A 14,952-nucleotide genomic window follows, 5' to 3' on the forward strand; every position below is an offset into this window, starting at 1 on the left:
GCGGACCTTGAAGGTGGGCCTCCGGGCGCCGGACCTCAGCGCATCACCGTCGCCAAGACATCGTCCCCCAACGCCCGTACGACGTCCGTCGCCAGGCGGTGGCGGACGAGTTTGCCGTCGCGGGTCGAGCGGACCAGGCCCGCCTCGCGGAGTTGGCGCAGGGTGCGGGAGACCTGGGGCTCGGTGGAGCCCAGGCGGGTGGCCAGTTCGGACGTGGTGATCGGTTCGCCGAGGAGGTGTCGGCACAGTTCCATGCGACCGGGTGAGGCGAGCGCCGTGAGCCGGTCGTGCAGGGCGCGCAGGGAGAGGTGGCCGGGCCCGGAGGGCGCCGCGGCGCGGACCGCGTACTGGACGACGACGCACGACGGGTCCTCGTCCTTGACGACGAGGTGCGGCCAGACCCGGACCGAGGGGACGAGGACGAGCGGGCGCCGGCCGACGACCACCTCGTCGATCTGCAGCTTGTCGAGCCGGATCCTGGCCCCAGGCCCGACGCGCGACGCGGTGGGGAGCAGTTCGGTCAGTACGTCGACGGGCGGGCGGGGACCGGCGAGCCGGCGCCGGGCCTCGCGGGCGTGGTCGTCGAGCGCGGGACCCAGGGTGTGCCAGTCGTCCGCGAAGAACGCGGCGTCGGCGGCGCGCAGGACCGCGAGGAGCCGTGCGCGGAACGCTGTCGGGTCCGTGACCAGTTCGGCGGCCAGGTCTCCTCTGGAGTGCGAGCGGCGCCGGCACTGGCGTACGTACTCCTCGGCGGCCTCCGTGCCGGGACGCAGTTCGTGGGCGGCGGGCGCGGGTCGGGAGGTGGCGCCGAGCACGCCGGGGGCGACGAGCCCGAGGAACTCCGTGCGGGGAAGGTCCTCGATGGCCGCCAGCTCCTCCGGGAGACCCGACGCGACGGGGAGCGTACGGGGGTAGAAGAGGCGGCAGCGGAAGCGGGCCCACAGCGGTGCGAAGACCGCGAGTTCGTCACGCAGTACCGGGTTCACCGCGGCGGCGCGGGCGGTCCACTCGGCGGCCTCGGGGTGGTGCTCGGGTTCGGCGAGGATGTGCAGGCTCGCCATGAGTTCGGACAGCGCGGAGGGCCCGGCCGCGATGTCCGCGGGGCCGAGCCCTCCGACGTCGATGATGATGCTCACCGCATCAGATTAGGGAGACGCCTTCGCGCCGCGGCAGCCGCCTCGCTCTCATCGGACGGACGCGCCCGGTCCGAGCGGGATGCCGAGCAGATACCAGGCGAAGAAGAGGACGACCCAGACGACGAGCATCGCCATCGCGACGGGCAGGGTGAAGGAGACCAGCGTGCCGATGCCCGCCTTGCGGCGCAGCGTCTGCAGATAGCCGACGGCGAGGGCGAAGGTGGTGCCCATCGGGCTGATGGAGTTGGTGCACGAGTCGGCGATCCGGTAGAGCGCCATGGTGGTGGCGGGGCTGGTGCCGAGCAGCATCATCATCGGGATGAGGGCGGGGGCGACCAGCGACCAGAGGGCGGAACCGCTGGTGATCAGCAGGTTGATCAGCGAGATCGCGATGAGCAGCAGGAGGAAGAGGACGAGGGTGGGCACGCCCAGGTGCTCGATGAAGTCGGCACCCTTGACGGCGAGCACGGTGGCGATGTTCGTCCACTGGAACAGCGCGAGGAACTGCGAGACGGCGAGAAAGAGGACGAGCAGCGGGGCGATGCCACGGACCCCCTCGGCCATGAGGGCGGGCACGTCGCGACTGCTCTCGATGCGGCCGGTCGCCCGGCCGAACACGTAGCCGATGAGGATGAAGAACACGGCGACGAAGACGGACACGCTGTTGAGCAGGGTCGACTCGACGATGGAGCCGCCCTTGCCGCGCAGCGGGGAGTCCACCGGGAACATCGCGGCGATGAGGAGGACGGCGTAGCCGAGGGCGGCCAGGCCGGTGCGCCTGAGGGCGCGGACCTCGGTGGCGTCGTCGATCCCGGCGGTGATGACGGTCTGCCGGGCCTTCTCCTCCAGGTCCGCGTCCGGCACGAGCAGATGTTCGCGCTTGGTGAGCACCTTCTCGGTGACGAAGGCCACGGTGCAGGCCAGGATGAACGCCGATGTCGTGGAGAAGTACACGTTGTCGGTGGCCCGGACGACGAAGTCGGCGTCCACCAGGTGTGCGGCCTCGGTGGCGACGGAGGCGTAGAGCACGTCGCTGGAGGTGATCAGCGGGTTGGCGTCGCCCGCTGCGTTGATCGACACGAAGGCCACGATCATGCCGAGCATGGGCGAGCGGCCGACCGCGCGGAACGCCATGGCACCGAGCGGGATCAGCACGACGTACGCGGAGTCGGACAGGAACTTGCACAGCACACCGCACAGGGCGACGCCGAGCGTGACCCAGCGCGGCGAGACATTGGCCAGCATCCGTCGCGCCAACACCTCGAACAGTCCGGCGCGTTCGGCGACGGCGACGCCCAGCATCACCACGAGCACCGTGCCGAGCGGGCCGAAGGTGACGAAGTTGTCCACCGCGCCGTTGACGAGGTCGCGGACGGCGTCGGCCGATATCGCGCTGCGCACCGCGATGGTGCCGTCCTTCGACGGGTCGGCGACCTGCGCCCCGGCCGCCGCGAGCACCCAGCTGACGACCGCGACGACGCCCGCCATGATCCAGAAGAGCCAGAACGGGTGCGGGAGCGCGTTGCCCGCCCGCTCGATGAAGTCGAGCAGCCGCGAGCTCCCGCCCCCGGTGGGCGGGCGTTCGGGTCGCACCTCACGGCGGGCGGTCGCGCTCATGGATTCTCCTGGGATCGAAGGGGGCCACGCCGGGCGGGCGTACAGGGTCGCGCCTGCGCTGATCGCTGAGAACGGCAGGTCGGCGGGCACACAGTACGAAGGGGATGCGCACGGCGTCACGGCCTGACGGAACAGTTGACGTGATTGCGGCAAGTGATCCACCGGGCGCCGGCCGCGATCTACGGTTGCGGCCGTGACCTCGCAAGACACCCTCAAAGCCCCCCACGCCCCCCGCCCGCTGCACACCGACGGCGCGCTGTGGCGCAGGCCCCTGACCGTCCCCATGCGCGACGGTGTCCGCCTCGCCGCGGACCTCTACACCGCCGGCTCCGACCCCGAACCCGCGCCATTGCCGGTGCTGTTGGAGCGGACCCCGTACGGCAAACGTGAGCAGCGCGGCTCGGACCAGGACCGGCACGACGCTCCGGTGCCACGGCCCGAGGACATCGCCCGGCACTTCACGGACGCCGGCTACCACGTCGTACGGCAGGACTGCCGCGGGCGCGGGGAGTCGGAGGGGACGTTCGTGAAGTACCTGGGGGAAGGCCCGGACGGCGCCGACACCGTGGAGTGGATACGGGCGCAGCCGTGGTGCGACGGCCGGGTGGTGATGACCGGGGTGTCCTACTCCGCGCACGTCCAGTCCGCCGCGGCGGCCGAGGCCCCGGCGGGCCTCGCGGCGATGTTCCAGGACTCCGGCGGCTTCGCCTCGGCGTACGAGGCGGGCATGCGGATGGGCGGCGCCTTCGAACTGAAGCAGGCCACGTGGGCGCTGCGGCACGGGGCCAACAGCCCGGAGGCGGCGGCCGACCCGGTCCTGGCGGAGGAGATGCGCCGGCTGGACGTGGAGGGCTGGTTCACCGCGCTGCCGTGGCGCCCGGGGTCGTCACCGCTGCGGCATCTCCCGACGTACGAGGCGTTCCTGCTGGAGCAGTGGCGCCAGGATTCCTTCGGTGACTACTACCGCGATCCGGCGCTCTACGGCCGCGGTTCCTACGACCGTTTCCCCGACGTCCCGAGCCTGCACATGGGCAGCTGGTACGACCCTTATGTCCGGTCCACCATCGAGAACTTCACGCAGCTGCGGGCGCGCAAGAAGGCCCCCGCGTACCTGGTGATGGGTCCGTGGACGCACGGCCACCGCTGCGAGACGTTCTCCGGAGACGTCGACTTCGGAGCGGCGGCGACGCTGTCGGGGAATCTGGACGAGTCGTATCTCGCGTTCCGCAGACGGTGGTTCGACCAGGCGATGTGCCGGTCGGAGGGCGACGACTTCCCCTTCGTCCAGTACTTCCTGATGGGCGGCGGGGACGGCCGGCGGGACGCGGCGGGGCGGCTGCGCCACGGCGGCGAGTGGCGCACGGACACGGCCTGGCCGCCGTCCGGGACCCGCCCGGTGTCCCTGTACCTGCACGCCGACGGCGCCCTCTCCCCCACCGCGCCGACCGCGGCCGAGGTGTCGGTGGCGTACGACTTCGACCCGCGGAACCCGGTGCCGACCATGGGCGGACAGGTGACATCGGGGGAACCGGTCATGTCGGGCGGCGCGTACGACCAGAACGCGCCGGACGCCCGGACGTTCGGCGCGCGCGAGCCCTACCTCCCGCTCGACGCCCGCCCCGATGTCATCAGCGTCCTCACACCACCGCTGGAGGGGGACGTGGTGGTGGCGGGGCCCGTCTCCGTGCGGCTGCACGTGTCGTCGTCCACGCCCGACACCGACTTCACCGTCAAGCTCATCGACCAGTACCCGCCCACCCCCGACCATCCGCACGGCTTCGCCATGAACCTCACCGACGGAATCTTCCGCTGCCGCTTCCATCGCTCCTTCGAGCGGCCCGAGCCACTGGTTCCCGGTGAGGTGTACGAGATCGAGGTGACGGCACCCGACACGGCGAACCGCTTCGCGGCGGGCCATCGCATCCGGCTCGACGTCTCCTCCAGCAACTTCCCGCGCTTCGACGTCAACACCAACACCGGTGAACCGGAGGCTGCCGCGCGGCGCAGCGTGATCGCCGTCAACCGGGTGCATATGGATGCCGTGCGGCCGTCGGCGCTGCGGGTGTGGGTGGAGGGCGGCGCCGAGGCGCTGGGCTGACCGCCGGCGGGTCTACGGCTCAGGTGTCCGCCCGGTTCAGGTCCTCCCTCGCGACCTCGATGAACGCCTCCTTCTTCTCCCGCAGCTCGTCCTGCCGGACATGGCGGCGCAGCGAGTCGACGACCTGGCGCGCCGCCTCGGCGACCGTGGGCGGTCCCTCCAGGGTCACCGCGCTCAATGCCCGGTGCAGGCGCGGTGCGTCCTCGGGGGTTCCGAGGCCCGTGCGCTCGGCGACGATGCCGGTCTCGGCGGCCGCCAGGAACTCCGCGTATGTGGCGCGCCGCGCCTCACGGGCGGAGCGCCGCTCGTCGGCGCCGAGGGTCATCCGGACCGATGTGAGCAGCGCGTCCGCCTGGCGGTCACCGGCGTGCCGGGACGCATCGGCCTGGCGGATGCCGGCGGAACGGCCGTACCAGCCCGTGACGACGCTGCCCGCGATCGCCGAACCCGCGGCGATCAATGCCACTCCCCAGTCGCTCATCCCCCGGCACACCCTCCACGCTCCCGCGCCTCGCGCGGTTCCCGTCGAACACCCGACGGTAGGATCGGATCATGTCGCCGGACGACGCACAAGAACCAGCCCCCATCTGCGAAAACGGCATCGCGGACACCCCGCCCCCACTAGAATCGACAATTTACGGGCGACGGGCGACGGGCGACGGGCGACGGGCGACGGGCGACGGGCGACGGGCGACGGGCGACGGGCGACGGGCGACGGGCGACGGGCGACGGGCGACGGGCGACGGGCGACGGGCGACGGGCGACGGGCGACGGGCGACGGGCGACGGGCGACGGGCGACGGGCGACGGGCGACGGGCGACGGGCGACAGGCGACAGGCGACAGGCAGCGGAGCGTTCTGCTCGCCGCGAGGTCGGCCGTGGCGCTCTACCGGCTCCTCGATGTGCTTCCCGCGTTCGCCGGTGACGAGCGCGTCACCCGCTGCTTCACCCTCGTTCCCGGTTCGGACTTCGGTGCCGACGCGTTGTCTGCCATCGAGGAGACCGGCGCCCGCACCGTGCCGTGGGACGAGGCGAGGTCACGGACGTACGACCTGGTCGTCGCCGCGAGCCCGAAGGGTGACCTGGGGCAGCTGCGGGGGCCGCACGTCCTGCTGCCGCACGGCGCCGGGTTCAACAAGACCCTTCGGTACGAGGGGTCGGCCGACTCCGCGTCCGGCCTCGACCCCGTGTACCTGAGCCGTTCCGAGGGCTCCGCACCGATCGCCCTGCACGCCCTCGCCCACCCGGATCAACTCGCCCGCCTGACGACGGTGGCCCCGCAGGCGGCCCGTCGCGCGAAGGTCGTCGGTGATCCCACGCTGGAACGCGTCCTCGCCTCCCGGGCACATCGCGACCGCTACCGGGACGCGCTGGGCACGGGGCCGCGCACACTCGTCGCGCTCGCGTCGACCTGGGGGCCCGAATCGCTGATCCGGCGCCGGCCCGGTCTACCGGCGCGACTCGCCACCCAACTCCCGTATGACGAGTATCAGTTGGCGCTCGTCGTGCATCCCAATGAGTGGAGCCGGCTCGGCGCGTTCGAGCTGCGGCAGCGGCTCGAACCCGCGCTCGCCGCCGGGATGCTGCTGCCGCGCCCCCGCGACGAGTGGGCGTCCACCCTTGTCGCGGCCGACGCCCTGGTCACCGATCACGGTTCGGCGGCCTTGTACTACGCCGCCGTCGGCGACAGGCCCGTCGTCGCCGGCTGCCGGGGCGGCGACGAACTGCTCCCCGGCAGCCCCATGGACGTACTCCTGGGTGGTGTACCGGAGTTGGGGGCGGCCGAGGATCTGCCGAAGGTCCTGCGGGCGTATCGGCCGGGCCGCGCGTCCGATGCCGCCGACGCCGCGTTCACCCACCGGCACGACGCCCTGCGGCGGCTGCGCGACGAGTTCTACGCCCTGCTCGACCTCGCTCCCCCGACCCTCCCGGCCCCCGCCGCGACACCACTGCCGCTCCCCGCCGCGCCGCGCCGCACCCCCTCCGCCTTCGACGTGCATGTCGAGTTCCGGGAGGGTGGCGGCGTCGTCATCGCCCGGCACCCCGCAGGTACGGGGACGCCGGGGCATCACCTCGCCGTGGAACACGGCGCGGCGAGCGAGCAACTCGCGCGCTCCGCAGGCCTGTTGTACCGGCGGCAACTTCCCCGTTCCCCCGGCACGGCGGGCCTGAACTGGACCTTCGACGGGTGGGCACGGCAGGTACTCTCCGATTCTCCGGGGTGCCGGACGGCCGCCACCGTCCTGGCCACGGGGCGCTGCCTGCTGCACGTGCGCGGGCACGACCGGTCGTACGTCCTCGAGACCGGGCCCGTGGCCGAGAACGGTCGCCTCGCGCGCGTGGACCCGGCCGCCGCCGTGTCGGCCGCTCACGCGTGGCTGACCAGGACCGGCCCCACGGCCACATCCGACACCGAGGTCTCACTGACGTGCGTGGTCGGCGAGCGCGCGTTCCCCGTGCGCCTGCGTCCCGCGACGGACGGCGAGGCCCAACAGGAGGTCTAGGACAGGCCGTTGCGCCGGCGGATGTCGTGCGCCGCCCGTCGGTGCTCCTCCGCGTCCGCGGGCCGGCCGTCCGTCGCCGCCAGGTCCGCCAGGGCGTCACGGACGCGGGCCTCGTCGAACCCGGACCGGCGATCCTGCGCGCTCTCCAGGGACTCCTCGTACAGGCGTCGCGCCTCGGACCGGCGGCCGAGCCGGGCGAGCACGTCGGCCAGGGCGAAGCCCGTGCGTCGCGCCATCCGTTCGCGGTGCTGCTCCTGAGCGGCGACGTGTGCCTCGGCGAGCAGGCGATGCGCGGTCTCGGTGTCACCGAGTCGCGCCCGCGCCTCGCCCATGCGGTAGGTCTGGAGCATGACGCCGTACGCGTTGGGGATCGCGCGGTGTGCGTCGCGGCACGCCTCGAAGTCCTGTGCCGCTTCCGCCCAGTTGCCCTGTGCGCTCTTGAGCATGCCTCGGAACTCCACGACTGAGGCGGCGAGTTTGCGCTCTGGTTCGGTGTCGCCGAGCAGGTGTGCGGCCGACGCCGCGGCGTCGAGTTCGCCTGCGGCCGCCGCATGGTCGCCCATTTCCCAGAGCTGGCGGACGAGTTGGCATCGCGTACGCACCAGCCATGCGGCGCTCCCGCCGTCCCGGACCGCCGCGTCACGCGCCAGCTTCAGCGCGTCGACGACCTCGGCCTGACCCGGGTGGTCAAGCGCGTACGTCCACAAGGGTTCGGACAGGGCCACCGTTTCGGCGTCCATGCCGAGGGCGTGGGCGAGGCGTACGCAGGCGAACAGCGTGTGTCGTTCGGCGAAGAGCCACTGAGCCGCCTGCGTGGCGGTGTCCGGCAGGGGTGTGTCGGGAGCGCCGGGCAGAGGTGCGACCCGGTCCGTCACCACCAGGCGGGGTCCTGCCGCGAGCAGGTCGGTGCGCTGGGCCTGGCGCACGTACCAGCGCAGCACCCGGACCCGGGCCTCGCCCGCCTCACCCATCGCCGCGTCGCGGCGCGACCTGCGCAGGGCGTGCGCACACAGGGGGCCGGGGAGCCGCATGCGTCCGTCAGCGGCGCGCAGGTCCAGGACTCCCGCCCGGTCCAGCTCCTCGAGCGCCTCCTCGCAGGCGTCAGGACCGAGGCCGAGCAGGGCCGTGGCCGAGTCCGGCGTGAAGGTGGCGGCGGGGTGGTGGGGCAGCAGCCGGTACAGACGTGCCGCCACGTCGGACAGGGCGTCGTACGCCGTGTCCCAGACCCTCTCGACGCCGGGCACGCCCTTCTCGCCCCACTCCCCTCGCAGTTCGTCGATCAGCCGGGGCAGTGGCCGCAGCCGGCGGGTGCGGATCCAGCGGCCCGCGACGTGCAGCGCCGTCGGGAGCCCTTCGCACAGGCCGATGAGCGCGCGCACGGCGGCGGGGTCGGTGGCGAGGCGGTCGTCGCGGACGATCAGGTCGAGGAGTTCGGCCGCCGCCTGTTCCGTCAGCGGCCTGAAGCGGCATGCCGACCGCCGCGCCGTCCTCCAGGTCGTACAGCGGCCCGTGACTCGCGACGATCACGAGGCTCGCACCGGAGGCCGGGAGCAGCGGGACGAGCTCGGAGGCGTACCGGACGTTGTCGACGACCACCACCAGCTTCAGGTCCGCCGTCAGGCTCCAGTACTGCTTGCAGCGCGCCTTGAACTGGCGTGCCACCAGGTCGGTTTCGACGTTCAGGGACCGCAGCAGCTGCGCGAGTACGTCGCCGGGGTCGAGCACACCGTCGAGCCGGAAGTCGTCGAGGTCCACCGAGAGGACGCCGTCGGGGTACCGGTCGCGCACCGTCCGGGCGATCAGGTACGCGAGCTCCGACTTGCCGAGCCCGGCAGGACCGCTCAACGACATGACCAGCGGCCGCGAACGGCCCTGCCAGCCCTCCACCGCGCGCAGCGCCCGCTCCCGCTCGTCGTGTCGATTGACGAAGTGCACCGGCTCCGGCGGAAGTTCGATCCTCACGGGCTCCCTCTCAGCGTCGTCGTCCGCTCAACTGGGCTTGCTGCCGCGAACTTTACTGGTCCGATCGGGCGGAACGAGGGAGGTCGGAGCCGCTAGCGAAGCTCCGTCGCCGCCGTCCGGAGTTCGTCGAGGGCGGCCAGTACGAGGGGGGCCAGTTCGCCGGGGGTCTCGTCGCGGGCGGGTGCGCCCCATTCGGCGAAGCCGAGCTTGAAGGCGAGGACGCCGAGTTCCGCGGCGACCTGCGCCGTGGGCTCCGGGACGTCGCGGCGTCGTAGCGCCTCGACCATGGCGGCGGCCATGCCGATGCTCTTCAGCGCGTTGCGTTCCTGAAGTTCCGCGTTGGCCTCGATCGCCGCGTGGAGCAGCGGGCTCAGCTCGCGGTTGAACGAGGTCATCTCGCCCGAGGCGCGCTCCAGGCCCGCCGCGACGGCCTCGACCGGCGTCGCATCGGCCGGGGCCTCCGTGATGCCCTCGACCAGCATGCGACTCAGGGTCTTCTGCCCCGCCGTGAGGATCTCCCGCTTGTCGGCGAAGTGCCGGTGGAACGTGCTGCGGGTGAGCCCCGCGCGCTCGGCGATCTGGGCGACCGTCGTGTCGTCGTAGCCCTGCTCGGCGAACAGGTTCAGCGCCGCCACGACCAGGCGCTGCCGGGCATCCGGCTTCCATCTCGGCATACGCCCATCCTAAGTGATGCGACACATGTCGCATCAGTGGGTGTAGCGTGGACGGTGATGCGACACATGTCGCATCACCTATCCCCTCGCACCTTGGAGTCCGCCATGCGCGTCTTCATCACCGGCGGTACGGGCCTGATCGGCTCGGCCGTCGTCGCCGAACTTCTGGCCGCGGGCCACACGGTCACGGCCCTCGCCCGCTCCGACGCCTCCGCCCAGAAGGCCACGGCGGCCGGCGCGGACGTGCTCCGCGGCGGTCTCACCGATCTCGACGTGCTGCGCGGCGGGGCGGAGCAGGCGGACGGCGTCGTCCACCTCGCCTTCAGCAACGACTTCAGCTCGCCGGAGGCCCTTGCCCGTTCGGTGGCCGAGGAGGGCGCCGCGCTCGAGGCGCTCGGTGACGCCCTCGTCGGTACGGACCGGCCGCTCGTCACCGCGTCGGGCACGCCGCGCACGGAGGGGCGGGCCTCGACCGAGGAGGACCCGCTGCCCAAGGACGGGCCCGTCGGCGGGCGCAGTGTGTCGGTGGAGCGCGCCCTCGGCCTCGCCTCGCGCGGTGTGCGCAGCTCGGCGATCCGGCTGCCGCGCACCGTCCACAACCAGGGCGACGGCGGATTCGCCGGGCTGCTCACCCAGATCGCCCGCCGGACCGGCGTCGCCGGCTACCCGGGGGACGGCACGCAGCGCTGGCCGGCCGTCCACGCGCTCGACGCCGCCGTCCTGTTCCGGCTCGCCCTGGAGAAGGGACCCGCCGGAAGCGCGTGGCACGCCGTCGCCGACGAAGGCGATGCCGTGGCGGACATCACCGCGGTCATCGGGCGACGGCTCGGGATCCCCGCGGAGTCGGTTCCGGAGGAGAACTTCGGCCCGCTCGGGCCGATCTTCGCGACCGACCAGCCGTCGAGCAGCGCGCACACCCGCGCCGCTCTCGGCTGGCAGCCGACCCACCCGGGGCTCCTTGAGGACCTGGAGAAGATCGTCCCCTGACACACCGGGCCGGTCGCCCGGCGCGCGGTCAGGCGCGCGAGCCGTTGAACTCCGCGGCCACCGCGCGCAGCCCGCGCACCCCGTACTCGATGACCGGCTCCGCCTGCGGGCCGAAGCGCGGCGAGTGGTTGCCGGGGATGCCCGGACGCGGCTGCGTCGGGTCCTCGCCCTCGTAGAGCTTGGGGTCGAGGCTGCCCCACATCCAGAACACCGACGGGCAGTCGAGCGTCGTGCCGAAGACGCCGAAGTCCTCGCTGCCGGAGAGCGGGCGCGCCATGTGCTGGACGCCCTCCTCGCCGTAGACCGACAGGAGGGCGGCGCGGGCGCGCTCGGTGGCGGCGTCGTCGTTGACGGTGAGCGGGAAGGCGTTGAGCGGCTCGAACTCCGGCTCGCGCGGGGCGCCCGCGGTCTCGGCCTCGCCGCGGACGATCCGCTCGATCGCGGCGAGAACGCGCTCGCGCACCTTCGGGTCGAAGGTCCGGACGTTGACCTTGAGTTCGGCGCTGTCCGGGATGATGTTCTCCTTGTGCCCGGCCCGGAACGAGCCGACCGTCACCACCGCCGCGTCCTGGGCGGCGATCTCCCGGGAGACCACCGTCTGAAGGCGGGTCACCACGTGCGCGCCGAGCACGATCGGGTCGACCGTCAGCTCGGGCTGGGAGCCGTGTCCCCCGGCGCCGAACAGGCGGATGCGGAAGCTGTCCGCGGCCGACATGGTCGTGCCGGGGCGCAGCGCCACGGTGCCGGTGGGCAGCGGGCTGACGTGCTGGCCGAGGCAGACGTCCGGGCGCGGGAAGCGGTCCGCGAAGCCGTCGTCGACCATGGCCCGCGCGCCCGCCGCGATCTCCTCGCCGGGCTGGAAGACGGCGAGCAGCGTGCCGCTCCAGGACGTGCGGTCCGCCGCGTACAGGGCGGTCGCGCCGAGCAGCGCGGTGACGTGGTGGTCGTGGCCGCAGCCGTGCATCACCGGCACCTCGTGGCCGTCGGGGCCCGTCGCGGTGTCGGTCGAGGCGTAGGGCAGGCCCGTGTCCTCGGCGAGCGGCAGCCCGTCGGTGTCGGCGCGGAGCAGGACCGTGGGGCCCTCGCCGTTGGTGAGCGTGCCGACGACGCCGGTGGTGCCGACGTGCTCCGTGACCTCCCAGCCCTGGGCGCGCAGCACGGTCGCGATGATCGCGGCGGTGCGGGTCTCGTGCATCGACAGTTCGGGGTGGGCGTGCAGGTCCCGGTAGAGCTCGCCGAGGGCGGGCAGCAGCCGCGGCAGGCCCTCGTCGGCAGGGGTGCCGGCGGGCAGCGTGAGCCGGGCGGGGTCGACCGGGCTTGCGGGTGGCGTGGAGACGGTCATACGGCAACTCCTTCGCTGAGCTGAGTACATGGGGCCGGTGGTCAGTCCCGGACGGCGGGGCCGAGCCGGGAGCGCAGGGCCTCGGAGGTCTGCGGGGTGATCAGGGCGAGGACGGCGGTGAGGGCCGCCCCGAGGGCCAGGACGGCGAAGGCGACGGTGAACGAGTAGGTGTCCGCGAGATATCCCATCAGCATCGGCACCAGGATGCCCGCGGACTGGCCGCCGAAGTTGATCATTCCGGAGGCGGCGCCGCTGAGCCGGGTCGAAAGGGTCCGCAGCGGCACCGCGAAGATCGGGGTGAAGCAGAACGTGCAGGCGGCGTACGCGACACACAGCAGTGTCTCGAACGCGACCAGCCCCTTGACCTGCGTCATCGCGAGTACGGCGACGCCCGCGACCGTCATGGACGGGGCGACCAGGAGCGCGGGCCTGCCCTTCATCCTGTCCGCGCACCAGCCGCTGACGATCATGGCGAGTCCGCCGAACAGCGCGGGCAGCGCGGTGAGCAGGCCCGAACTCTCCAGCGAGAGTCCGCGCTCGGTCTGGAGGTAGGACGGCACCCAGGAGTTGAGGCCCCAGGCGAGCATGCCGTAGCCGAACAGCATCCCCACGTACAGCCACATCGCCGGGGTGGCGAGCAGCGCGCGCGTTCCGCCGCCGCTCTCGGCGGCCTCCGTCGGCGCGGCCGGCCGGGCCGGGGGAAGCAGGAGTTGTACGAGGACGAACGTCAGGACGCCGAGTCCCGCGACGGCGTAGAACGACATGCGCCAGCCCCACAGGGCGATGACGGGTCCCGCGATCAGCGGCGCGACGACCGCGCCGAAGGAGTTCGACGAGGAGATCCAGCCGCTCGCCGTCATCCGCTCGCGCGGTCCGGTGCGTTCGGCGACGGCCTTCATCGCGGCGGCGGGGAAGATGCCTTGTCCGGCGCCGAACAGCACGCGGATCACGACGAGCGCGGCGAACGACCAGGCGGTTCCGGTCAGCGCCGTGAACACCGACCAGATCAGCATCGCCCAGAGCAGGATCCGCTTGGATCCGAACCGGTCGGCGAGCAGTCCGCCGGGGATCTGGCATGCCGCGTAGGCCAGGAAGAACGCGGAGAGGACCATGCCCTGCTGGGTGCGGTCGATGCCGAACTCGGTGCCGATGTGCGGCAGCGCGAGGTTGATCACGAGTCGGTCGATGTAGTCGACGATCCAGGCCAGGAAGAGCAGGCCGACGGTCGTCTTCGCGGCCCGGTCGAGCCGGACCCCGCCCTCGCCGGGCCCGGGCGGCGCGGCTGGTGCGTCGGTCGATGTACTGGTGGCGCTCACGGCGGCTCCACGGTGTGTGTCGCGACTGGTGGTGGGCGCGCACGCCTTGGCCGGGAACGGATCGGCGTTCGGGCAGGCGCGCACAGGCGTACGGCGGGCGACCACCCCGGTGTGGGGGCCGCCGCACGAGCGGGTGCGAGTGGCCCCACAATGGTCGCCATGCCGTCCGCCCCCGCACCGATGCCGGAATCCATCGCCCCCAGGGCGCAGGATTCCGTCTCCCCTGCTGCCGACATGCGTGCCGGTCGCCCTGCCGAAACGCGCGCCCCCGCAACCGCCGACCTGAACGACCTCGACGAGACCGACATGGCGCTCGTCGACGCCCTGCAGACCAGCCCCCGTGCCCCTTGGTCGCGGATCGGCGCCGTCCTCGGTATCGATGCCACCACCGCCGCCCGCCGTTGGGACCGGCTGTGTGTGTCCGGGCTCGCTTGGAGCACCGCGTACGAGACGTGGGAGCGGCACGGGCGGGGGCAGCGCCTCTGCATGGCCTTCGCCGATGTGGCCGTGGCCCCCGGAAAGCTGGCCGCCGCCACGGAGGCCGCGTGCGCGGATCCGCGCGTGGCCAGTGTCGAACGCACCACCGGGGGCGGCAGCACCGGCAGCGATGGCGCCCTCTTCCTCACCCTGTCCTGCTCGGGTACGGCCGCCCTGACGCGCTTCGCCGACGGCCCGCTCGCCCAGCTCCCGGGCGCGCGCGACGTCCAGCTGTCCGTGGTGCTGCACAGTTACCGGGAAGGCGCGGACTGGAAGGTGCACGCGCTCGACCGCGGCCAGCGCTCCCGCCTGACGTCCGCCGCAGCGGGGCAGGCGGCGGGCCCGCAGCACGGCGACGCCGACCGTGCGCTGCTCCGCGCCCTGTCCCACGACGCCCGCCGCCCCTACAGCGATCTCGCCCGGGACACCGGCACCAGCGAGGCGACGGTGCGACGCCGGTTGGCCCGGATGCTGGCGTCGAGCCAGATCAGGATCCGCTGCGACGTGTCGCACGTGGCGGCGGGCCGGCCGGTCATCAGCACGTACCGGGTCGCCGTGCCTTCCGCCGAACTGGACGCGGCAGGGCACCTGGTGGCCGCGCTGCCCGGTGTCCGGCTGTGCATGGCGGTGACCGGTGAGGCCAATCTGCTGGTGTCGACCTGGGCGCGCTCGCTGAGTGACGCCGCCGGCTTCGAGGCCCGCCTCGGCTCCCGGCTCCCCGGTGCCCGGATCCTGCGCCGTGATGTCACCCTGCTGACGGCCAAGCGGATGGGGCGCCTTCTGGACGACGACGGACGCGCCCGGGGACATGTCCCGGTGGACCCGCGCACCTCCTGAGC

11 protein-coding genes are annotated in these 14,952 nt (G+C 72.9%); 4 read left to right on the plus strand and 7 right to left on the minus strand.

Features of this window, described 5'->3' with window-relative positions:
• Window positions 1-35 precede the first annotated feature (35 nt).
• Together ACP4E5_RS05020 and ACP4E5_RS05025 are read right to left on the minus strand one after the other, a co-directional pair.
• A complete protein-coding gene (locus tag ACP4E5_RS05020; protein WP_425825486.1) occupies window positions 36-1,136 on the minus strand; it encodes an ArsR/SmtB family transcription factor in 1,101 nt (366 codons plus the stop codon).
• 48 nt (window positions 1,137-1,184) lie between these two features.
• Window positions 1,185-2,753, minus strand: a complete 1,569-nt coding sequence (locus ACP4E5_RS05025) for an AbgT family transporter (protein ID WP_425825487.1) — start codon at window positions 2,751-2,753, stop codon at window positions 1,185-1,187.
• 193 nt (window positions 2,754-2,946) lie between these two features.
• Between ACP4E5_RS05025 and ACP4E5_RS05030 the strand changes: the two genes are divergently transcribed.
• A complete protein-coding gene (locus ACP4E5_RS05030; RefSeq protein ID WP_425825488.1) occupies window positions 2,947-4,851 on the plus strand; it encodes a CocE/NonD family hydrolase in 1,905 nt (634 codons plus the stop codon).
• 19 nt (window positions 4,852-4,870) lie between these two features.
• Here ACP4E5_RS05030 and ACP4E5_RS05035 read toward each other — a convergent pair whose 3' ends face one another.
• Window positions 4,871-5,332 (minus strand): hypothetical protein, encoded by a 462-nt coding sequence (locus ACP4E5_RS05035; RefSeq protein ID WP_425825489.1) that lies wholly within the window; start codon window positions 5,330-5,332, stop codon window positions 4,871-4,873.
• 397 nt (window positions 5,333-5,729) lie between these two features.
• Here ACP4E5_RS05035 and ACP4E5_RS05040 point away from each other — a divergent pair, with 397 nt between their 5' ends.
• Window positions 5,730-7,355 carry a translation initiation factor 2 gene (locus tag ACP4E5_RS05040; RefSeq protein WP_425825490.1) on the plus strand — a complete coding sequence of 542 codons (1,626 nt, stop codon included), beginning with the start codon at window positions 5,730-5,732 and terminating at the stop codon, window positions 7,353-7,355.
• Here ACP4E5_RS05040 and ACP4E5_RS05045 read toward each other — a convergent pair.
• Both ACP4E5_RS05045 and ACP4E5_RS05050 read right to left on the minus strand, forming a co-directional pair.
• Entirely contained in the window at window positions 7,352-8,734 is a 1,383-nt protein-coding gene (locus ACP4E5_RS05045) for a hypothetical protein (protein WP_425825491.1), read from the minus strand. The genes ACP4E5_RS05040 and ACP4E5_RS05045 overlap by 4 nt on opposite strands.
• Window positions 8,735-9,409: 675 nt before the next feature.
• A complete protein-coding gene (locus ACP4E5_RS05050; protein ID WP_425825492.1) occupies window positions 9,410-9,991 on the minus strand; it encodes a TetR/AcrR family transcriptional regulator in 582 nt (193 codons plus the stop codon).
• Window positions 9,992-10,096: 105 nt separating this feature from the next.
• On the opposite strand from ACP4E5_RS05050, the gene ACP4E5_RS05055 reads away from it, so the two are divergent.
• Window positions 10,097-10,978, plus strand: coding sequence for an SDR family oxidoreductase (locus ACP4E5_RS05055; RefSeq protein ID WP_425825493.1), 882 nt, complete (start codon window positions 10,097-10,099; stop codon window positions 10,976-10,978).
• Between the two features lie 28 nt (window positions 10,979-11,006).
• Here the strand turns inward: ACP4E5_RS05055 and ACP4E5_RS05060 are convergent, their stop codons facing one another.
• Window positions 11,007-12,320 carry an amidohydrolase gene (locus tag ACP4E5_RS05060; protein ID WP_425825494.1) on the minus strand — a complete coding sequence of 438 codons (1,314 nt, stop codon included), beginning with the start codon at window positions 12,318-12,320 and terminating at the stop codon, window positions 11,007-11,009.
• A gap of 41 nt (window positions 12,321-12,361) precedes the next feature.
• Window positions 12,362-13,636, minus strand: a complete 1,275-nt coding sequence (locus ACP4E5_RS05065; RefSeq protein ID WP_425825495.1) for an MFS transporter — start codon at window positions 13,634-13,636, stop codon at window positions 12,362-12,364.
• A gap of 159 nt (window positions 13,637-13,795) precedes the next feature.
• Between ACP4E5_RS05065 and ACP4E5_RS05070 the strand changes: the two genes are divergently transcribed.
• Window positions 13,796-14,950 (plus strand): AsnC family transcriptional regulator, encoded by a 1,155-nt coding sequence (locus ACP4E5_RS05070; RefSeq protein ID WP_425825496.1) that lies wholly within the window; start codon window positions 13,796-13,798, stop codon window positions 14,948-14,950.
• Window positions 14,951-14,952: the final 2 nt, after the last annotated feature.

Source organism: Streptomyces fractus, from assembly GCF_049844455.1.
Classification (GTDB): Bacteria; Actinomycetota; Actinomycetes; order Streptomycetales; family Streptomycetaceae; genus Streptomyces; species Streptomyces fractus.